Raw genomic sequence first — 19,758 nt, forward strand, 5'->3', positions numbered from 1 at the left:
CAACGTCACTTGGTGCACTGGCACTCGAATCGGATCGCCAAACACAGTAGCCTGAAGGTGAACCCCTCGGTTCGACTTTCTCAGACCAACAGCGTGCACCTACCGAGTGATTTGATCCAGGTCACCACGGCGGCACGACCTCCCGGACGAGCGGTAGCAGAAACTGGATTGATATGACAGACAGCGACAAACCCGCCTCGGCTAGGCACACGGCCCTGCAGCAGACCTCACCGACTCTGTTCTCGGCCGTCGGACGCAGCTATTTCCCGATCGCCTTCGTCGCCCGCATGCCTTTCGCCATGATCGTCGTCGGGGTGCTCACCCTCGTTGTGGCCGGCCGCGGATCGCTCAGCTTGGGCGGGATCAATTCCGCCATGGTCGGCTTGGGCACGGCTCTGTTCGGATCCTTCATCGGGGCGGCCGCCGACCGGTGGGGTCAGCGCCACGTTCTGCTCATCGCCGGGATCCTCAACTGCCTGGCGCTGACCTTCATGGCGTGGGTCGTCTTCAGCCCGCTGCCGGATTTCGTCGTGTTCATCGCAGCCTTTGCGATCGGTGCCACCTCACCTCAGGTCGCGCCGATGTCGCGGTCTCGCATCGTCGACATCGTCATGTCTGTGCTGCCCTTGGCGAGGCGGCCGAAGGTGCTCAATGCCACGATGGCCTACGAATCCGCAGCCGATGAGGTCATCTTCGTCTTCGGACCTTTCCTCGTCGGACTCTTGGCGACCTTGTTCACCCCGGTCGCGCCCATCGTCGGGGCGATCGTGATGACGCTCATCTTCGTCTCCGCCTTTGCACTCCATCCGACGGGTCGGGCGCGTTCGACGGGGACGTCGAGCACGCTCGGCGAGCGTGCTCCGGCCAAGGACATGTTCACCGCCGGTGTCTTCGTCATCATCCTCGGCGTCTTCGGCGTCGGAATGGTGTTCGGCTCCACCCTCACCGCTCTGACCGCGCTGACCAACGACATCGGCCGACCGGAGGAAGCCGGTCTCATCTACGGAGTCATGGGCATCGGCTCTGCGGTGCTGGCGATCTCGGTGGCGCTGTTCCCCTCTGCGTTCGCGCTGTGGGCCCGGCTGCTGTGTTTCGCGCCGGTTCTGGTGGCGGGTTCGGTCATCCTCGCGTCGACGGAGTCGATGCCTATCATCGTCATGGCGCTGCTGCTCATGGGCACGGGAATCGGCCCGAGCCTCGTCACCCTCTTCAGCCTCGCTGCCGAACGTGCGCCGCTCGGTCGGTCGGCGACGGTGATGTCGATGGCGGGGTCGGCGATCATCGTCGGCCAATCGGTGTCCTCGGCGATCAACGGAATCCTCGCCGAGGATCAGGGAACGGCCGTGGCGATGGCCGTCCCGGTGGCCGCCTCGGCGATCGTGCTATGTGCCGGTGTTCTCAATCTGTTCGTCGGGAGGCGCCGCGATCGGAACGCTGGCAAGCGGTCACGTCAGCGCGTCAACGGAGCCGAAGAAGAGATCTGAATCACTCCGATTTTCCGCTCTTTGGGACGGCGTGTCCCAGGCATTGCCAGGTGTGACCGGGACATGACCGAGGAGTAGGATGTCCGCTGGTCCATCGTGAAATGCGCCACGGATCGTGGCCTCTCACACCACTACGGAAAGCACACAATGTCTTCAAGCACCTCGACGACCGAGGCCGTCCGCAGCGATACCCGCTTCTTCGGACACCCTCTGCCGCTCATGCAGCTGTTCAGCCTGGAACTGTGGGAGCGATTCTCCTACTACGGTATGAATGGCATCCTCGCCCTCTACCTCTATTTCAGCGTCACCGACGGCGGCATGGGGATGGAGCAGGGTACGGCATTTGGGATCGTCGGTGCGTACGGCGGCGCGGTCTTCCTCGCCACGATCCTCGGCGCCTGGGTCGCCGACCGCCTCGCCGGAGCGGAGAAGGTCCTCTTCTACTCCGCCGTCATCATCATGGTCGGTCACATCTGCCTGGCGTTCATCCCCGGCTTCGGGGGAGTGGCGGTCGGCCTCATCCTCGTCGCGCTCGGATCCGGCGGTCTCAAGGCGAACGCCTCGGCACTGGTCGGTGAACTCTACGAAGAGAAGGACCCGCGCCGTGACGCCGGTTTCACCATCTTCTACATGGGCGTGAACATCGGAGCCTTGTTCGGACCGCTCATCACCGGTCTGCTGCAGTCGAACATCGGCTTTCACTACGGATTCGGGGCCGCCGCGGTGGGCATGGCACTCGGTCTCGTCATCTACCTCACCGGCCGCAAGAATCTGCCGCCGGAGTCGCGCGTCGCGGTCAACCCGCTGCCGAAGAACAAGCTCTACCTCTTCATCGTGGCCGTCGTGGTCGTCATTCTGCTCGCCGTCATTCTGTGGATGACGAAGATCGCCAACCCCGAGAACCTCGATTGGTGGATCGCCGGAATCTCTGCCGGTGCGGCCGCCTGCTACTTCATCGTCATGTACACCTCACCGCAGACGAATGGCGACGAGCGCTCCCGCGTCCTCGCCTATATCCCTTTCTTCATCACCGTCGTCATCTTCTGGTCGATGTACCAGCAGATCTTCGGAGTGCTGACCGGCTACTCGGATACCCAGCTCAACCGTTCGATCTTCGGATGGGAGATGCCGATCAACTGGATCCAGCTGATCCCTGCGTTCTTCGTCATCGTCTTCGCCCCGCTGTTCGCGACGATGTGGATGAAGCTCGGACCCAAGCAGATCTCGACACCGGTCAAGGCCGGACTGTCTCTCGTGCTCATCGGCATCGGCTTCCTCATGTTCCTGCCCTTCGCTGAGGCCGGGCAAAATGAGACTCCGCTGCTGTGGGTGGCTCTCACATTGGCCGTGTTCGTCTTCGGTGAGCTGCTCATCTCGCCGGTGGGCCTGTCGTTCTCGACGAAGGTCGCACCGAAGGTATTCCAGTCGCAGATGATTGCCGTCTTCTTCCTCGCCTCGGGTGTGGGTACGGCGCTGTCCGGTGTGCTCGGCGGGTACTTCGACACCGCCAACCAGACGCCGTACTGGCTGTCGGTCGGCGGATCGTCGGTCGTGCTCGGCCTGCTCGCGCTGACGCTGACGAAGCCGATGCTGGGGCTGCTGCGCGGAATCCGCTGATTCAGTAGCTTCGCGCATAGTCAGTGCAGCCCGAAGGCCCCCGTGAGTCGGTGACTCACGGGGGCCTTCGGCGTTCCCTGGGGGCATCCCTCACCCGAAGTGTCGATTCAGAGTATTGCAGCACGAGGGTGTGGTCGGACGGGTGAGGGATGCGGTGCCACCGGCAGGTTATGCGAGTTCGGGTGACAGATGCCGGGCATCGAGAGGCTGCCTGCAGCAGTCAGACGCCGATGAAGATGGGCAGTGCGTCAGGGTGGTGGGCGTGGACGATCGTGAGGAACACGAGCGCGTCGAAGAGCAGATGCACCGTGACCGTATACGGCAGCGATTTCGTGCGAGTGAAGATGAAGGCCTGCACGAGCGCGAAGGGGATCGTCAGCAGCGGACCGATCGACCGGTAGCCGAGCTCCCAGAGGAACGAGACGAAGATGATCGTGGTGAATACGTTCGCTGTCCAGAACGAGAAGTGTTTGCGCAGGAGGGCGAATACCGTGCAGATGAAGAACAGTTCGTCCCAGATGCCCACGGCGTTGACCCCGAAGAACAGTCGGATGATCTCCGACCAGTTCGTCAGCGGAGGCCAGTTGAGGTAGACCCCGGTGCGCATGAAGTACTGCGGCAGCACTGCCCAGGCGACCACAACGACGAAGACCAGCCAGGCCCACTCCAGCCGCGACCAGGGCTGGCCGCGACGCAGCGGAAACTGGATCGTCTTGTCCTCGAACACGTAACGAGTCACGAGCCAAGGGCCGATGACGACGGCCGAGAGCACAACGCCCATGCGTGCGATGTTCGACCACGAGATATCGGCTTCGACCGATATCGCCGAGATGAGAGCGAGACACGCGGCGATGATGCTGAGGTCTCTGGCGAAACTCCGATTGACACTCCACGCGATGATCAGGGCCGCGAGCATCGGTGCGTATCCGAAGGCGCGGACCTGCGGAAACGTCGTTCCCAGGCCGAAGAGCACAACCGCCGAGACCGCCAGCGAGGCAGCCGCAGCGGCCTCCCAGCTGAGCGGTTTCAACTGCGAAAATTCGATGGTTACTGCTCGGTCAGAGTCCACGCTCCACACTGTAGACGAACCCGGCCCGAGCCGCACCGGAACTTCGACCAGTGCCGCACCGAATCATCGCGTCCGGCTGTGCCGAATCACCAGTAGGATCGGAGCGAGGGAAGGACATCATTGGACCCAGAGGACTACTCCGAGCTCATCGCCGAACTGGCACCGAATCTCCACACCGAGACGACGCCGGTACGCAGCGCCGTCGGGCGCACCACGGCCTCGGACATCAGCGCTCCGCGATCGGTGCCCGACTTCGCCGCCTCGGCGATGGATGGATTCGCCCTCGACGGCGCCGCCCTCAACTCCGCCCGCAATGGCCGACCTATCCGAGTCGTCGGCGACACTCCCGCCGGACATTCCTCCGTCACTCTCCAGACGGGATGTGCCGTGCGCGTGATGACCGGCGCTCCCGTTCCCACCGACGCCGAGGCGGTCGTCCCTGTCGAGCTGACCGACGCTCGACAGACCGGGCCGGCTCCCGAAGCCATCCGAATCGATTCCCTCCCCGCCGCTGTCCCGCCCGGGTGGAACATCCGCTCGATCGGTGAGGACATTCGTCGTGGCGACATCGTCCTGACCGCCGGGGAGCGGATCACCTCGGCCGGAGTCGGCGTGCTGGCGATGCTCGGCATCACCGAGATCGAAGTTCTCCGCAGACCCCGCATCGGTCTGATCGTCACCGGGGACGAAATCCAGGGTGCCGACCAGACAGGTGAGAGCCGCACCGAGGCGGCCGCCTCCTCGATCTTCAACTCGAACCTGCCGATGCTCGCCGCCGCAGTCCGCGGCTTCGGTGCCGAACCCATCGAAGCCACGTGCAGCGACGACGCCGACGAGCTGCGCGGTGTGCTCACGACGATGAGCGCCGAGGCCGACCTCGTGGTGACAACCGGAGGTATCAGCGCCGGTGCCTTCGAAGTCGTCCGTCAGGTCCTGGAACCCGACCATTCGACATTCCGCAGACTGGCTATGCGACCCGGATCGCCTCAGGGATTCGGACGCTGCGGCACTCTGCCGCTCATCCATCTGCCCGGCACTCCACAGGGAGCCTTCGTCGCCTTCCACCTCTTCGTCGGCTCGCTGCTGACCGGGAAGAGCCTGCGACGGAGATGGCGGAAGGGAATTCTCGCAGGACCCGATCTGCGAACACACGGAAACGCCGTCACCTTCCGTCCCGGCACCTTCACCGAATCAGGGGAGATCCTCCCCGCCGACCGGTCCAGGCTTCCGAACTTCGCTACGGCCGATGTGATCATCAGAATCCCGCGCGGCACGGATACCCCGCATGGTTCGGCAGAACTGTGCGCAGGCACAGCCGTCGACTACCTCGAGTGCTGACGCCTTCCCTTCCTTCCGGATTAGGATGGGGCCATGTCCACTTCACGCCTGAGCACCGCCGACCGGACCCGCTACGCCCGGCAGATCCGACTGTCCGGATTCGGCGAAAGCGCGCAGGCCGCACTGCTCGACTCGCACGTTCTCGTCATCGGCGCCGGGGGACTCGGTGCCCCGATTCTCAGCTACCTCGCGGCCGTCGGAATCGGCACGATCACTGTGATCGATCCCGATATCGTCGAGCTGAGCAATCTGCATCGCCAGGTGATCCACACCGAGGCGGCCATCGGCACTCGTAAGATCGATTCAGCTCAGCAGCGGATGAACGGGATCAATTCGTCGATCGAGGTCCGCACGATTCCGCAGCTGCTCACTCCGGACAACGCTCTCGAACTCTTTGACGGCGTCGACATCGTCGTCGACGGCAGCGACAACTTCGCCACCCGCTACCTCGCCAATGATGCCTGTGAGATTCTCGGAATCCCACTCGTCTGGGGGACGATCCTCGGCTTCGACGGCCAGGTCGCCGTCTTCGACGCCGAACGCGGCGCCACCCTGCGCGACCTCTACCCCGAGGTTCCCGCTCCGGGCAGTGTGCCCGACTGCTCGGTCGCCGGAGTCCTCGGACCACTGTGCGGAAGCATCGGATCCGCGATGGCGATGGAGGCCATCAAGGTGCTCACCGGAATCGGCACACCGCTCTGCAACAGCGTGGCGATCCACAGCAGCCTCGACACCAGCTGGGAGACGGTCCCGGTCCGGCCGATCCCCGGCAGGCCTCCGGTGACAGACCTCGAGCAGCATCGCGGCGACTACGCCCAGCACACTTTCGACTCTCCTAAGACCGACGACGACACCGCAGAGAGTGCAAAAGGCTCGACCACAGGGGAGAACCTTCTGGGCCCGGCCGCCGTCACCTGGGCGGACGTCGAGGCCGACACCATCCTCGTCGACATCCGCGATGACGATGAGGTCGCCTCGGGGATGGTTCCCGGTGCCATTCACATTCCGATGGACGAGCTGCTCGCCGATCCCAGCCGCCTGCCGACTCCCGACACAGCGGACACATCCGCCATTTCTGACGCCGCCACAGCACGGCCGCACGGGATCGCACTGTACTGCCGGTCGGGGGTGCGCTCGGCGAAGACCGCTGCGCGGCTGCGCTCTCACGGCATCGCGGTGACCTCGGTCAACGGCGGATATCTCGCCTATCTGTCCCAGCCGGCTCCACAGCAGAGCTGACAAGGCTTCAACCGATCTCGCCGCTCAAGGTCTCACCCGCCGGCGAACGGCGGGAGGACATCGACGGTGTCACCGTCGGACAGTTTCACGGACCGATCGGTGGCGGCCACGGAGTTGACGAGGAAGCTCGAGCGCGACAGCACGGTCGCGGCTTGGGGGTCGGCCGCCTCGGCGAGAGTCGTGACGAGCTCATCGACGGACCCGGCACGGATCTGTGATTCGCGGGCGCCGAAGGCCTCCCGGGCTGCGGCGAAGAACCGAACGGTGATGGTGGGCACTTATCCTCCGATGGCGCTCATGGGTCGTTGTGGCTGCTCGAACGAATCCGTGTCCATCCCATGACCGGCGAGCTTCTTCCAGTGCGCACCCTTCCACAGGTTCGCAATCGATTCGTCGGAGGCGCCATCGCGCATCGCCGCGAGCAGATCGACCTCGGTGCGCGAGAACAGGCAGGTGCGCACACGTCCCTCCGCGGTCAGGCGAGTGCGAGTGCAGTCTGCGCAGAAGGGACGCGTGACCGAAGCGATGATGCCGACAGTGCCGAGGACCGTATCGGGACGGCGTCGATCGGCGACGAGGAACTTCTCGGCCGGGGCCCCGTTCCGCGGGGCCGAATCCGGGGTGAGCACGAATCGGGGTTCGAGGAGGGCGAAGATATCGGCAGCGGTGATCATCGACGTCCGCTCCCAGGAATGTCCGGCGTCCAGGGGCATCTGTTCGATGAACCGCAGGCTGAGATCCTGCTCGAGACACCACTGCAGAAGATCAGGAGCCTGTGCATCATTGACTCCCGGCAACAGCACGGCGTTGATCTTCACAGGGTTGAGACCGGCGGCTTTCGCCCCGTCGATGCCCTCGAGCACACGTTTGAGGAGCGGGCGCCGGGTCATGGTCGCGAAGGTCTCCGGATCGATCGTGTCGAGAGAGACGTTGATGCGATCCAGTCCCGCCTCTTTCAGTCTCGCGGCGCGTTTGTCCAGACCGATCGCGTTCGTCGTCAGTGCGATGTTCGGTCGCGGCTCCAGTGCCGCGACGCCGGCGATGATCTCGTTGATGTCCTTGCGGGTCAGGGGTTCGCCGCCGGTGAAACGGACCTGGTCGACGCCGAACTTCTCCACTGCGATGCGGACGAAGCGGACGATCTCGTCACCGGACATTGCGGAGTCGCGGGACATGAACTCGACGCCTTCTTCCGGCATGCAGTAGGTGCAGCGCAGATTGCAGAAGTCCGTGAGGGAGATGCGGAGGTCGCGAGCGCGGCGATCGAAGGTGTCGAGCAGCGAGTCCTCCTTATGAGCGGTGAACTCCTCGCCCGGGTCGACTGTCGGAGTTCTCAGCACCGGCATGGGCAGGCCGATCTTCTCCATTGCGTCATCCTCCTTGAAAAGCTTGTCGATATCATCGTCCCATGACTACTGCGAAGATGCATCGTGAGCGCGTATCCGAGATCATATCGCCGCTGACCGGTCCGGTGAACCTGCCGCTGGGTTCCCTCTTGGATGCGCCGAGGCGACTGACCGCCGATGTGGAGTCGCCGATCGATGTGCCCGGCTTCGACAACTCGAGCATGGACGGCTATGCCCTGGCCGCCGCCACCGTGGAAGAGATGGGCGGAAGCCCGATTCCGGTACACGGCCGCGTCGCCGCAGGAGCCCGTGGCGATGCAGTGCAGCCAGGCACCGCGGCGGAGATCATGACCGGAGCACCGCTGCCGAAAGGCACCGATATGGTCATCAAGATCGAAGACACGGCACCGGGTCGCTTCGGTGCCGAATCCATCACCCTCGACGCCGGTGCAGAACCACGCCCGGGAACATTCGTCCGCCCCCGCGGTTCCGACGTGAGCGCCGGTCAGACCGTGCTGAGCGCGGGCACCATGCTGACACCGGCCCACCTCGGTGTGGCCGCCGCGTGTGGAGTGAGTGAACTGCCCGTGCTCGGCCTGCCGCGTGTCCTCGTCGTGAGCACGGGTGATGAGATCGCCGCCGAGGCGGCCGCCGGGATCAACGACGCGAATTCCGTGACGCTCAACGCCGGGTTGCGCCGCCTCGGCGTCGACACCGAGGTCGCGTTCGTCCCCGACGACCCGCAGCAGCTGCTCGACCGAGTCCGCGACAGCGACGCTCAGCTGGTCATCTCGACCGGCGGCATCTCGAAGGGAGCGCACGAAGTCGTCAAACTCGCTGCCGATCTCGATGCGGACTCTTCGATGACCTTCGAACCGATCGCCATGCAGCCGGGGGGACCGCAGGGCTGCGGACGCCTGGCCGACCACGCGTGGGTGGCACTGCCCGGCAACCCGGTGAGCACACTCATCAGCTTCGAGCTCTTCATCCGCCCCGCCCTGCTCGGTCTCACCGATCATGAGGCACCCCGGGAAGTCGCACACCACCGACTGGCTCACGGATTCGACGAAGCCCCTCCGGCCGGAAAGCTGCAGGTCCGCCGCGCCAGACTGACTGAGGCTGGCCTCGAGTTCGTCGGCGACTCCCGATCCCACCTGCTCCACAGCTATGCCGAAGCCAGCCACCTCGTCTTCGTCTCACCCGAGGACGCAGGCGCAGGCGATCCGTTCTCAGCTGTGGGAGATAGGCTGATGACGTGGAAGATCGCATGAAACTCAGCCACGTCGACGCATCTGGGACCGCCCAGATGGTCGATGTCGGCGACAAGGACGTCACGAAGCGCCGGGCAGTCGCCTCCGGCCTCATCACCACTCGGTCCGAGGTCATCGCCCTCATCGCCGAGGCGGGACTGCCCAAGGGCGACGCCCTGCCCGTGGCCCGCATCGCGGCAGTGATGGGCGCCAAGCGCACCAGCGACCTCATCCCGCTGTGCCATCCGCTGCCGCTGACGGGAATCGAAGTGGAGTTCGAACTCCGCGAGGACGCGGTGGCCATCACCGCCGCGGTCAAGACCGTGTCGAAGACCGGCGTCGAAATGGAAGCGCTGACGGCTGTGACCACGGCGGCGCTGACGATCTTCGACATGATCAAAGCCGTCGACAGCCAAGCCGTGATCGGCGACATCAAGGTCATCGAGAAGACCGGCGGAAAGAGCGGCGATTGGACACGAGAGTCATGAGCACCGGAACCGTCGTGACCACGGGAGTCGTCGAGACCCCGATTTCGACCCAGGAACTCGAACCCGAAGTCCTCACCGACACCTGCGGTGCCGCCGTCAGCTTCTCCGGTGTCATCCGCGACCACGACGAAGGCCGCGGAGTGAGCCGACTGCACTACGAATCCCACCCCCTGGCTCCAACTCAGATCGCCGAGGTGGCGGCCGACATCGCTGCCCGTCATCCCGCGGTCAGGCTCTCCGTCGTCCACCGCGTCGGCGACCTCGAGATCGGCGACGTGGCCCTGGCCGCGGTCGTCGCCTCCGCTCACCGGCAGGATTCCTTCCGCGCCTGCTCCGAGCTCATCGACGAGGTCAAGGCCCGGGTCGCGATCTGGAAACACCAGCACTTCAGCGATGGCACGGACGAATGGGTAGGAGCCCTCGAATGACTCGACTGCGTATCAGCGATGCGGCACGCTTCCTCGGAGTCAGCGATGACACGGTGCGACGGTGGGTCGCCGATGGCCGCCTCTCCCAACACAAAGACGCGTCGAACCGGGCCGTCGTCGAAGGCAGTGAGCTCGCCGCTCTCACCCAATCATCGTCCGGTGCTCTGCCCGACCCCAGCGGCGTCGTGAGCTCCTCGCGCAACCGCTTCGCCGGACTCGTCACAGACGTGAGCATCGACGGAGTGATGGCCCAGGTCAGCATGCAGTGCGGTCCCTTCCGCGTGGTATCGCTGATGTCGGCCGAAGCCTGTCGCGAACTCGAGCTCGAACCGGGAAGCCTCGCGACCGCCTCGGTGAAGGCGACGATGGTGTCGATCGACACCGTCCCGGGTTCATGAAGGGCAGCCAACTCTTCCGCGCTGAACGACACCTCCGAGTCTCATAATCGGAACTGAAGTCGACACGGAACCGCATCTGCGGGTTCAATGGGGGTATGAAGAAAACCCTGCTGGGGCTCTGCACCGTCGCAGCCCTGACCCTGACCGCCTGCTCCTCCGGACCCGACACGGGGGCGGAAGCGGACCAACCGGAAGAGATCACCGTCTTCGCCGCCGCTTCGCTCACCGAAGTCTTCGAAGACATCGCCGATGAGTTCACGGCCGCCGATCCGAACGCACCCGAGGTGAAGTTCTCCTTCGCCGGATCGTCCGACCTGGTCTCCCAGATCTCCGAAGGCGCCCCCGCCGACGTCATCGCCACCGCTGATGAGAAGACGATGGACACGCTGGACAACGATGACCTGCTCGCAGGCGAGCCTGAGATGTTCGCTTCGAACACGCTCACCCTGGCCGTGGCCGACGGCAATCCGAAGGCGATCAAGAGCTCCAAGGACTTCTCCGGCAACGACCTCGTCGTCTGCGCGCCCCAGGTGCCCTGCGGAGCCGCGACGGAGAAGTGGGCCGAGACCAATGACGTCGAACTCGATCCGGTCAGCGAAGAGAACTCGGTCACCGATGTCCTCGGCAAGGTCGGCGCAGGACAGGCCGATGCGGGAATCGTCTACGTCACTGATATCGCCCGCGGCGACGGCAAGGTCGAACAGGTCGATCTCGACGGCGCAGACAAGGTCATCAACAAGTACCCGGCCGCCACCGTCAAGGCCAGCGAGAACCAGGACCAAGCCGATGCCTTCGTGAAGTTCCTCGGCTCCGATACAGCCCAGAAGCTGCTGCGCGACGCCGGTTTCGCCGCAGGCTGACAATGCCCGCGCCCTCCCCGAACCGACCGGAGACGTCCCCGCCCCGCCGATCGAGGCGGCTCAGATCGGATCCGCTCATCCCCGGCTGGCTGTGGCTGCCCGCCGTCATCGGCATCGTCTTCCTGCTCCTGCCGATCATCGGCATGCTCACCCGGGTCGACCCGCAGAGTCTGCTCGCCGTGATCACGGCCGAGGAATCCCGTCTGGCGATGAAGCTGTCGCTGCTGAGCTCGGTGACCTCGGCTCTCATCAGCGTCCTCATCGGCTTTCCCCTCGGGTACCTGCTCGCCACCCGGACGTTCCCCGGCCAGCGCATCGTACGCACCCTCATCCTGCTGCCCCTCGTACTGCCGCCGGTGGTCAGCGGTCTCGCACTGCTCTACACCTGGGGCCGGTCGGCCCTGCTCGGCGGCGGACTCGAAGCGGTGGGGCTCAGCCTCGCCTACACCACCTCAGCGGTGATCATGGCGCAGGTCTTCGTGTCCCTGCCCTTTATGGTCATGTCCGTCGAGACCGCCACCGCTGGGCTCGGCCGCCGCTATGAGCTCACCGCCGCCGAACTCGGCGCGAAACCCAACCGCGTGTTCTTCACCGTCACCCTGCCGCTCCTCCGACACGGGATCATCACGGGTGCCGTGCTGTGCTTCGCCCGCTCGCTCGGCGAGTTCGGGGCGACGCTGACCTTCGCCGGGTCGCTGTCCGGCGTCACCCGAACGATGCCGCTGCAGATCTATCTCGTGCGCGAATCCGACCCGCAGGCAGCCATCGGCCTCTCGCTCCTGCTCATCGTCATCGCCGTGCTCATCATCATCCTCGCCTACCGGTCCCCGCACGCTCCCCGCCTGAAGTCCCCGCGCAGTTCCCCGACACCCACTCCCGTCGACACGGTCCCGGCTGCCGCCCCCGCCGAGGCTGCCCCGCGCTCCTCGACGGATGTATCCGAACGTGGGGGAGCGGAGAGCACAGACGCGCAATCCGCGGACCCCGAGCAGGGCATCAGTGCCGAAATCCGACTCAGTGCCCGTGGAATCGCACTGGATCTCACTTCCCCTCGGCCGGGAACCACCGCGATCATCGGTCGCAACGGGGCCGGAAAATCCACCCTGTTCCAAGTCCTCACCGGAGCCCTCGTGCCCGACTCCGGACGACTCCGCATCGGGGAGGACACGGTGTTCGATATCGCCGCGGGCCTGTGGCCACCCGTCCACGAACGCGGCATCGTCCATCTCGCGCAGAACCCGCTCCTGTTCCCGCACCTCAACGTCATCGAGAACGCCAGCTTCGGTCTGCGGGCTTTGGGCGCGTCTCGCGGCGCCGCACATGAACGCGCGAAGGCGATGCTCGACCGCCTCGGCGTGGGGCAATGCGCGAACCGCAGACCGGACGCCGTCTCCGGCGGGCAGGCCGCCCGAATCGCCCTGGCTCGTGCTCTCGTCGTCGAACCGAAGCTGCTGCTGCTCGACGAGCCTCTCGCCTCCCTCGACGTGGATGTGGCAGTCGAGACCCGGCACGTGGTGGCCCGACTGCTCAAGGGGCGCAGTGCACTGCTCGTCACTCATGACGTCGACGATGTCACCGCCTTGGCCGACTCCCTGGTTCTGGTCGAGAACGGAAGCGTCGCCCACTCGGCTCCCATCGGGCAGGTCGACCCCGAATCCGCAGGTGAGGCCGCTGAATTCCTCACCAGCTTTTGCATGCGGGACCGTGACGGAATAGTGTGCAATCAGTCACAGTGAAAATTGGCATGCAAGGGAGCACACCGCAGTGTCCGAATTGTCTTACTCGTCGGGAACTTCGACGGAACCGCTGCTCGGGATCACCATCGCCGAGCACATCAAACGCACCGCAGACGAGAATTCCGAAGCGCTGGCCTTGGTCGATCGGCATTCGAAGCGGAGGTGGACGTACTCCGACTTCGATCGTGATACCGACGCACTGGCCATCGGCCTCCTCGAACGTGGGGTGAAGAAGGGCGACCGCGTCGGCATCTGGGCGCAGAACGTCGGCGAATGGGCGCTCGTCCAGTACGCCACGGCGAAGATCGGGGCGATCCTCGTCAACGTCAACCCCGCCTACCGCAGCCACGAACTCGAGTTCGTCGTCGAACAGTCCGGAATGAGCCTGATGATCTCACAGATCGTCGCACCTCCGCACTCGGACTTCCATGCCATCGCCACCGAGGTGGCGGCCAAGATCCCCGGCCTCGACCTCGTCTTCCTCGACACTGTCACCGAGGACCTCATCGGCGATGTCACGGTGGGCGAGCGCGAATCCTTCGCCCACCTCATCGGGCAGGGTCGCGAGATGCTCGACGACGAAGGGGCCAAGTACGCGGTGCGGCTGCAGCAGCTCATCGACGACCTCTCGGTCGATGACCCGATCAACATTCAATACACGTCCGGAACGACCGGATTCCCCAAAGGCGTGACGCTCAGCCATCACAACATCCTCAACAACGGCTTCTTCATCGGCGAGATGCTCTCGTACACCCCCGCCGACACCGTGGTCGTTCCCGTGCCGTACTACCACTGCTTCGGCATGGTCATCGGCAACCTGGCCGCACTCAGCCATGGCGCAGCGATCGTGCTTCCGGCTCCCGCCTTCGACCCGGTGGCGACGATGCGGGCGGTCACCGAAGAGCAGGCCACATCACTCTACGGTGTGCCGACGATGTTCATCGCGGAACTCGAGCATCCGCAGTTCGCGGAATTCGACTTCTCCTCGCTGCGCACCGGCGTCATGGCCGGCTCGCCCTGCCCGGTCAATACGATGCGTCGAGTCATCGACGATATGAACATGTCCGAAGTCGCCATCTGCTACGGCATGACGGAGACCGCGCCGGTGTCGATGATGACGCGAGTGGATGACTCACTGGAGAAGCGCACCGAGACGGTCGGCCGAGTCATGCCCCACCTGGAGATCAAGATCGTCGACCCCGTCACCGGACAGACCGTTCCGCGCGGCCAGAAGGGCGAATTCTGCACTCGCGGATACGCTGTCATGCTCGGCTACTGGAATCAGCCGGACAAGACGGCCGAAACCATCGATGCGGCTCGCTGGATCCACACCGGCGACCTGGCCATCATGGACGACGACGGGTACGTCGACATCTCCGGACGGATCAAGGACATGGTCATCCGCGGAGGCGAGAACATCTATCCGCGCGAGGTCGAGGAATTCCTCTACCATCATCCCGCGATCCGCGACGTCCAGGTCGTCGGCGTCTCCGATGAGAAGTACGGCGAGGAGCTCATGGCGTGGGTGATCCTCAAGGACGGGTTCGATTCGCTCACTGCCGACGAGGTCCGTGAGTTCTGCTCCGCCAGACTCGCTCATTTCAAGATCCCTCGCTATGTCGAAGTCCGTGAGTCGTTTCCGATGACCGTGTCGGGCAAGATCCGCAAGATCGAGCTGCGCAGAGAAGGCGAGAAGCTCGCTCACACGGCCGACGCCTGAGGGCTGCGAGCGCGTCCCGGCAGGAACTGCAGTCGGGGGAGTGCTCGAGGTCACAAGTCGGTTGCAGTTCTGTCTGCCCGGGGCGTGCCGTTCTTCTGCCCGCCCATATTCACTAGGATCACAACATATGAGAGCTGAATCACCACCACTGGTGTCCTTGAGCAATGTCGAGAAGCACTACGGCGACTTCCACGCGCTGAAGAACGTCAATCTCGATATCGCCGAACGCGAGGTCGTCGTCGTCATCGGCCCCTCCGGCTCGGGCAAATCGACCCTGTGCCGGACGATCAATCGGCTGGAGACCATCACCTCCGGCAGCATCACGATCGATGGCAGGGAACTGCCCGCCGAAGGCGCTGCCCTGGCTCAGTTGCGCTCCGACGTCGGCATGGTGTTCCAGGCCTTCAACCTCTTCGCCCACAAGACGATCCTCGAGAACGTCACTCTGGGGCCGATCAAGGTGCGCAGGATCCCGAAGGCCGAGGCGGACAAGCAGGCGATGGCGCTGCTCGAACGTGTCGGTGTCGCCCACCAGGCCGACAAGTATCCGGCTCAGCTCTCCGGTGGTCAGCAGCAGCGTGTTGCGATTGCCCGGTCTCTGGCGATGAAGCCGAAGGTGATGCTCTTCGACGAGCCCACCTCGGCGTTGGACCCGGAGATGATCAACGAAGTCCTCGACGTCATGGTCGGACTCGCCGAGGAGGGAATGACCATGGTCGTGGTCACACACGAGATGGGCTTCGCCCGCAAAGCCGCCCATCGCGTGGTGTTCATGGCCGACGGGGAGATCGTCGAAGTCGCCGAACCCGAGGAGTTCTTCACGAATCCCCAGAGCGCCCGAGCCAAAGACTTCCTGTCGAAGATCCTGACCAACTGACACCACCGCTTTCAATCAGCACCACCTCACTCACAAGGAGAGACCATGAAGAAGCTCAGACTGGCGGTCGCCGCGGTGGCCATCGGAATGCTGGCACTCAGCGGCTGCGGCCAGGGCGGAACCCCGGACGCACCTGCCGACGGCGACGGAGCCAAGGCAGAAGCACCCGAATACACGGTCAACGAGAGCGCGGACATCGCCGACTCGAAGACGTGGAAGGCGGCGAAGGACGCCGGCGAGATCACCATCGGCGTGAAGTACGATCAGCCGGGCCTCGGCAACGTCTCGGCCGGATCGAAGACGCCCGAGGGCTTCGACATCGAGATCGCGAAGATGGTCGCCGCACAGCTCGGATTCAAGCCCGACCAGATCAAGTACACGGAGACCGTCTCGGCCAACCGTGAGCCGTTCCTGCAGCAGGGCAACGTCGACATGGTCGTCGCCACCTACACGATCAACGACGAGCGCAAGAAGGTCGTCGATTTCGCCGGGCCGTACTACGTCGCCGGTCAGGATCTGCTCGTTGCCGAGGACTCCGATATCGCCGGTCCTGAGGACCTCGACGGCAAGAAGGTCTGCTCCGTCGACGGTTCGACCCCGGCGCAGAACATCAAGGACAAGTACAAGAAGGCCGAACTCGTCACCTACGATGCCTACTCGAAGTGCGTCACCGACCTGCAGTCGGGATCCGTCGACGCGGTGACCACCGATGACGCGATCCTGCGCGGCTATGCCAAGCAGTACGAAGGCGAATTCAAGGTCGTCGGCAAGCCCTTCACCGAGGAGCCCTACGGCGTCGGTCTGCCCAAGGACGACAAGGCCCTGCGGAACGCGGTCAACGATGCTCTGGAGAAGGGCATGGACGACGGCGACTGGAAGAAGGCATTCGAATACACCCTCGGATCCACCGACGGTGTCGATATGCCCAAGGTCGACCGCTACTGACCCAGTCCACAGATTGACATGATGCGAGGGCACCGACTGCGGTGCCCTCGCATCGATTAAGGAATCTGCCATGGATTTCCTGGAGCTTCTCCAGATGTTCCTCTCCGGCGCGTGGGGAACGATCAAACTCTTCACCGTCGCCCTGATCGGATCGATGATCCTCGGCACGGTCCTCGCCGCCATGCGTGTCTCACCGACCCCGGTGCTGCGCATCGCCGCATCGACGTACATCAACGTCGTCCGGAACACTCCGCTGACGCTCGTGATGTTCTTCTGTGCGTTCGGACTGCCGTTCCTCGACATCCGATTCGGGTCGACGAGTTCATTCAACTCCTTCGTCTACGCCACGATCGCTCTCATCGCCTACACCGCGTGCTTCGTGGCGGAGACGCTGAAGTCGGGAATCTCGACGATTCCCGTCGGACAGGCCGAAGCCGCCCGCGCAGTGGGCCTGAGCTTCGGACAGACCTTGAGCGAAGTGGTTCTGCCGCAGGCCTTCCGAACGGTCATCCCGCCCCTGGGCAGTGTGATCATCGCGATGCTCAAGAACACCTCGATCGCCTCGGCGTTCAACAACCGAGAGCTGATCTCCGCGATGCGCAATGCCATCGAAATCCGCGGTGACCTCGTCATCCCGATTCTGTTCGGCACCGCATTGGCCTATCTGATCCTGGCTCTGCTGCTCGGCCGTGTCTTCGACTACCTGGAGAAGAAGCTGGTGATTCTGCGATGAGCGCACCCACTCAAGTGCTGTTCGACGAACCGGGGCCGAAGTCGCGCCGGAACAACGTCATCCTCTCGATCGTGTCGCTGATCGTGCTGTTGGCACTCATGGCGTTTGTGGTCTGGAAGTTCGCCGACGCCGGTCAGCTCGAACCTGAGAAGTGGTATCCGTTCACCTTCGCGCAGATTCAGACCGTCCTGCTCCAAGGCATGCTCGCGACCCTCAAGGTCGCGGTCGTGGCTTCGGTCCTCGCGTTGGTGGTCGGAGTGGTCTTCGCTCTCCTGCGCTTGTCGAGCAAGAAGGTCATCTCGGTTCCCGGAACGATCGTCCTCGAATTCTTCCGCGGCGTGCCCGTGCTGCTGCTCATCTTCGCGATGTTCCTCCTCTTCGGCAACGAGATCGGTGCCTTCTGGTCGGTCGTCTTCGGCCTGACCCTCTACAACGGAATGGTGCTGGCCGAGATCATCCGCGCAGGTATCCTCGCCGTCCCCACCGGGCAGCGTGAAGCGGCCATGGCGATCGGGCTGCGCTCTGGACAGGTGATGAGCCTGGTGCTCATGCCGCAGGCGCTGCGAGCGATGATGCCGACGATCATCGCCCAGATCGTCGTGCTCCTGAAGGATTCGGCCCTGGGCTTCATCGTCACGTATCAGGACCTGCTCTACCAGGTGAACCTCATCGGCCGCGAGTACAACAACCTGCTGCCGACGTTCATCGTCGGTGCGGCCCTGTTCATCATCATCAATATGATCGTCGCCGGGTTCGCCCGCTGGCTCGAATCCCGACTCCAGCGCAAGACCACCGCCGACACCGAGGCCGACGGCCTGACCTCGAAGATCGTCGACTGATTCCGCGGTTGAGAACAGGGCCCGGTCGACAGCGACCGGGCCCTGTTCGACCATGTATCGTTCACATAGGAGTCGGCCATGAAGGAGTGCATCAATGCCACAGCCTCAACTCAGCCCCACACCGGTTCGAGTGGTGAAGAACATCGACCGCGAACGGTACGAGCTGTTCACCGATGAGACCCCGGGAGAGTTCATCGGGTTCCTCGCCTACCAGGTCATCGATGACCACACCCTGGAACTCCAGCATACGATCATCTCCGAAGGCTTCTCCCGACGAGGCTTCGCCCGTACCCTCGTCACCCAGGTGCTCGACCTCATCCGGGCCGACGGGTCGACCATCCTGCCGACCTGCTCGTACGTCCAGGACTACCTCGAGCGGTTCCCGCAGTACGGCGATCTTGTGGCCCATCAGTGACGGAGAGACATCGAGGCGGCGGAGCGGGCCGTTTCGCTCCGAGCCCGAGCGGTGACCTCCACATCGGCAATATCCGTTCCGGACTGCTCAGCTATGTGCGTGCCCGGCAGACGGGCCGGCGGTTCCTGTGGCGGATCGAAGACCTCGATCGGGTGAAGGCCGGCGCGGCCGACTCACAGCTTCAGGTCTTCGCCGAACTCGGCGTCGTCCCAGACGACGTGCCGCTGGTCCAATCCGAACGTACTGCCGAATACGCCGCCGCGATTGCGAAGCTGGAGGCGGACGGACTCGTCTACGAATGCTATTGCTCACGCAAGGACATCGCTCAGGCCCCGAGCGCACCGCACGCACCACCCGGAGCGTACCCGGGGACCTGTCGCCGTCTCGGGGAGGAGGAGCGCCAGTCCGCCCGACTGAGGCTCGAAGCGAACAACCGGCAGCCGGCGCTGCGTCTGCGCGCGGACAATCGAGTCCACAGCATCGACGATGTGCTGCTCGGCCGGGTGGAGGCGGTCGTCGACGATCTCGTGCTGCGGCGAGGTGACGGTGTCTTCGCCTACAATCTCACCGTCGTCGTCGATGATGCAGCGACCGGAATCGACGAGATCCTGCGCGGCGACGATCTCGCTTCTTCGGCACCCAGGCAGGCATATCTGGCACGGCTGGTTGGTCTGGCCGAACCGGGCTGGGTGCATGTTCCACTGGTGCTCAACGAGGGCGGTCAGCGGTTGGCCAAACGTGATGGAGCGGTGACTTATCAGCAGCTGCGCGGCCTCGGATGGACCAACGCGGACCTCTTCGCCTGGATGCAGCAGTCGCTGGGATTCGCCGGAGACGGTGGCCCGTGGAGATCCGTCGACGATATGGTCAGCGGCGTCGATTTCGCTCGGATGGCGACGACGCCGACGGTCTTCAGCCCGCCCGCGGGTCCCTAGCGCCGATTCCGCTCAGGCCGGCGCCTCGTCAGGCCACTTCT

The 19,758-nt window shown here is 64.2% G+C and carries 20 protein-coding genes; 17 read left to right on the forward strand and 3 right to left on the reverse strand.

The features are described from left to right. Window positions 1-173: 173 nt before the first annotated feature. The gene (locus tag AC3CD9_RS05185; RefSeq protein WP_488366640.1) at window positions 174-1,484 is read left to right on the forward strand and encodes an MFS transporter; all 1,311 of its coding nucleotides are present in this window, start codon (window positions 174-176) and stop codon (window positions 1,482-1,484) included. A gap of 147 nt (window positions 1,485-1,631) precedes the next feature. After that, window positions 1,632-3,101: a peptide MFS transporter gene (locus tag AC3CD9_RS05190; protein ID WP_488366641.1), complete on the forward strand. Its 1,470-nt coding sequence runs from the start codon at window positions 1,632-1,634 to the stop codon at window positions 3,099-3,101. Window positions 3,102-3,321: 220 nt separating this feature from the next. On the opposite strand, the gene AC3CD9_RS05195 is transcribed toward AC3CD9_RS05190, so the two are convergent. Further along, complete coding sequence (locus AC3CD9_RS05195; RefSeq protein WP_488366642.1) at window positions 3,322-4,131, reverse strand: CPBP family intramembrane glutamic endopeptidase; 810 nt, start codon at window positions 4,129-4,131, stop codon at window positions 3,322-3,324. A 159-nt stretch (window positions 4,132-4,290) separates the two neighbouring features. Between AC3CD9_RS05195 and AC3CD9_RS05200 the strand changes: the two genes are divergently transcribed. Then, window positions 4,291-5,508 (forward strand): molybdopterin molybdotransferase MoeA, encoded by a 1,218-nt coding sequence (locus AC3CD9_RS05200; RefSeq protein WP_488366643.1) that lies wholly within the window; start codon window positions 4,291-4,293, stop codon window positions 5,506-5,508. A gap of 33 nt (window positions 5,509-5,541) precedes the next feature. After that, a complete protein-coding gene (locus tag AC3CD9_RS05205; protein ID WP_488366644.1) occupies window positions 5,542-6,747 on the forward strand; it encodes a ThiF family adenylyltransferase in 1,206 nt (401 codons plus the stop codon). Window positions 6,748-6,779: 32 nt separating this feature from the next. Here the strand turns inward: AC3CD9_RS05205 and AC3CD9_RS05210 are convergent, their stop codons facing one another. Both AC3CD9_RS05210 and moaA read right to left on the reverse strand, forming a co-directional pair. After that, window positions 6,780-7,025, reverse strand: coding sequence for a MoaD/ThiS family protein (locus AC3CD9_RS05210; protein ID WP_434595194.1), 246 nt, complete (start codon window positions 7,023-7,025; stop codon window positions 6,780-6,782). Continuing rightward, on the reverse strand, window positions 7,026-8,114 hold the full coding sequence (moaA, locus tag AC3CD9_RS05215; RefSeq protein WP_488366645.1) for a GTP 3',8-cyclase MoaA: 1,089 nt from the start codon (window positions 8,112-8,114) through the stop codon (window positions 7,026-7,028). Between the two features lie 41 nt (window positions 8,115-8,155). Between moaA and AC3CD9_RS05220 the strand changes: the two genes are divergently transcribed. From AC3CD9_RS05220 to gluQRS, 13 genes are all read left to right on the forward strand, one after another. Continuing rightward, window positions 8,156-9,364 carry a molybdopterin molybdotransferase MoeA gene (locus AC3CD9_RS05220; RefSeq protein ID WP_488366646.1) on the forward strand — a complete coding sequence of 403 codons (1,209 nt, stop codon included), beginning with the start codon at window positions 8,156-8,158 and terminating at the stop codon, window positions 9,362-9,364. After that, window positions 9,361-9,831 (forward strand): cyclic pyranopterin monophosphate synthase MoaC, encoded by a 471-nt coding sequence (moaC, locus tag AC3CD9_RS05225; protein ID WP_488366647.1) that lies wholly within the window; start codon window positions 9,361-9,363, stop codon window positions 9,829-9,831. Before AC3CD9_RS05220 ends, moaC begins: the two co-directional genes overlap by 4 nt. After that, window positions 9,828-10,259 carry a molybdenum cofactor biosynthesis protein MoaE gene (locus AC3CD9_RS05230; RefSeq protein WP_488366648.1) on the forward strand — a complete coding sequence of 144 codons (432 nt, stop codon included), beginning with the start codon at window positions 9,828-9,830 and terminating at the stop codon, window positions 10,257-10,259. The genes moaC and AC3CD9_RS05230 overlap by 4 nt, the downstream gene beginning before the upstream one ends. Next, window positions 10,256-10,657, forward strand: coding sequence for a TOBE domain-containing protein (locus tag AC3CD9_RS05235; RefSeq protein ID WP_488366649.1), 402 nt, complete (start codon window positions 10,256-10,258; stop codon window positions 10,655-10,657). The genes AC3CD9_RS05230 and AC3CD9_RS05235 overlap by 4 nt, the downstream gene beginning before the upstream one ends. 95 nt (window positions 10,658-10,752) lie before the next feature. Next, a complete protein-coding gene (gene modA, locus AC3CD9_RS05240; RefSeq protein WP_488366650.1) occupies window positions 10,753-11,517 on the forward strand; it encodes a molybdate ABC transporter substrate-binding protein in 765 nt (254 codons plus the stop codon). A gap of 2 nt (window positions 11,518-11,519) precedes the next feature. Then, on the forward strand, window positions 11,520-13,253 hold the full coding sequence (locus AC3CD9_RS05245; protein ID WP_488366651.1) for an ABC transporter permease: 1,734 nt from the start codon (window positions 11,520-11,522) through the stop codon (window positions 13,251-13,253). Window positions 13,254-13,281: 28 nt separating this feature from the next. Continuing rightward, entirely contained in the window at window positions 13,282-14,973 is a 1,692-nt protein-coding gene (locus tag AC3CD9_RS05250; RefSeq protein WP_488366652.1) for an AMP-binding protein, read from the forward strand. A 127-nt stretch (window positions 14,974-15,100) separates the two neighbouring features. Continuing rightward, complete coding sequence (locus AC3CD9_RS05255; protein ID WP_488366653.1) at window positions 15,101-15,850, forward strand: amino acid ABC transporter ATP-binding protein; 750 nt, start codon at window positions 15,101-15,103, stop codon at window positions 15,848-15,850. 45 nt (window positions 15,851-15,895) lie between these two features. Further along, window positions 15,896-16,795: a glutamate ABC transporter substrate-binding protein gene (locus AC3CD9_RS05260; protein ID WP_488366654.1), complete on the forward strand. Its 900-nt coding sequence runs from the start codon at window positions 15,896-15,898 to the stop codon at window positions 16,793-16,795. 70 nt (window positions 16,796-16,865) lie between these two features. Then, on the forward strand, window positions 16,866-17,528 hold the full coding sequence (locus tag AC3CD9_RS05265) for an amino acid ABC transporter permease (RefSeq protein WP_488366655.1): 663 nt from the start codon (window positions 16,866-16,868) through the stop codon (window positions 17,526-17,528). Further along, complete coding sequence (locus AC3CD9_RS05270) at window positions 17,525-18,367, forward strand: amino acid ABC transporter permease (protein ID WP_488366656.1); 843 nt, start codon at window positions 17,525-17,527, stop codon at window positions 18,365-18,367. The genes AC3CD9_RS05265 and AC3CD9_RS05270 overlap by 4 nt, the downstream gene beginning before the upstream one ends. Before the next feature lie 94 nt (window positions 18,368-18,461). Next, on the forward strand, window positions 18,462-18,782 hold the full coding sequence (locus AC3CD9_RS05275) for a GNAT family N-acetyltransferase (RefSeq protein WP_488366657.1): 321 nt from the start codon (window positions 18,462-18,464) through the stop codon (window positions 18,780-18,782). Next, a complete protein-coding gene (gluQRS, locus tag AC3CD9_RS05280) occupies window positions 18,779-19,717 on the forward strand; it encodes a tRNA glutamyl-Q(34) synthetase GluQRS (protein WP_488366658.1) in 939 nt (312 codons plus the stop codon). Before AC3CD9_RS05275 ends, gluQRS begins: the two co-directional genes overlap by 4 nt. The last annotated feature ends 41 nt before the right edge of the window (window positions 19,718-19,758 follow it).

The organism is Brevibacterium sp. MGP-B1, from assembly GCF_057766545.1.

Bases quoted from the DNA above. Each gene is read 5' to 3' on its own strand.
- AC3CD9_RS05185 (WP_488366640.1), top strand. From the start codon at position 174: ATGACAGACAGCGACAAACCCGCCTCGGCTAGGCACACGGCCCTGCAG.
- AC3CD9_RS05230 (WP_488366648.1), top strand. From the start codon at position 9,828: ATGAGCACCGGAACCGTCGTGACCACGGGAGTCGTCGAGACCCCGATT.
- AC3CD9_RS05235 (WP_488366649.1), top strand. From the start codon at position 10,256: ATGACTCGACTGCGTATCAGCGATGCGGCACGCTTCCTCGGAGTCAGC.
- AC3CD9_RS05245 (WP_488366651.1), top strand. From the start codon at position 11,520: ATGCCCGCGCCCTCCCCGAACCGACCGGAGACGTCCCCGCCCCGCCGA.
- AC3CD9_RS05270 (WP_488366656.1), top strand. From the start codon at position 17,525: ATGAGCGCACCCACTCAAGTGCTGTTCGACGAACCGGGGCCGAAGTCG.
- AC3CD9_RS05265 (WP_488366655.1), top strand. From the start codon at position 16,866: ATGGATTTCCTGGAGCTTCTCCAGATGTTCCTCTCCGGCGCGTGGGGA.
- AC3CD9_RS05220 (WP_488366646.1), top strand. From the start codon at position 8,156: ATGACTACTGCGAAGATGCATCGTGAGCGCGTATCCGAGATCATATCG.
- AC3CD9_RS05275 (WP_488366657.1), top strand. From the start codon at position 18,462: ATGCCACAGCCTCAACTCAGCCCCACACCGGTTCGAGTGGTGAAGAAC.
- AC3CD9_RS05190 (WP_488366641.1), top strand. From the start codon at position 1,632: ATGTCTTCAAGCACCTCGACGACCGAGGCCGTCCGCAGCGATACCCGC.
- modA (WP_488366650.1), top strand. From the start codon at position 10,753: ATGAAGAAAACCCTGCTGGGGCTCTGCACCGTCGCAGCCCTGACCCTG.
- AC3CD9_RS05205 (WP_488366644.1), top strand. From the start codon at position 5,542: ATGTCCACTTCACGCCTGAGCACCGCCGACCGGACCCGCTACGCCCGG.
- moaC (WP_488366647.1), top strand. From the start codon at position 9,361: ATGAAACTCAGCCACGTCGACGCATCTGGGACCGCCCAGATGGTCGAT.
- moaA (WP_488366645.1), bottom strand. From the start codon at position 8,114: ATGGAGAAGATCGGCCTGCCCATGCCGGTGCTGAGAACTCCGACAGTC.
- AC3CD9_RS05260 (WP_488366654.1), top strand. From the start codon at position 15,896: ATGAAGAAGCTCAGACTGGCGGTCGCCGCGGTGGCCATCGGAATGCTG.
- AC3CD9_RS05255 (WP_488366653.1), top strand. From the start codon at position 15,101: ATGAGAGCTGAATCACCACCACTGGTGTCCTTGAGCAATGTCGAGAAG.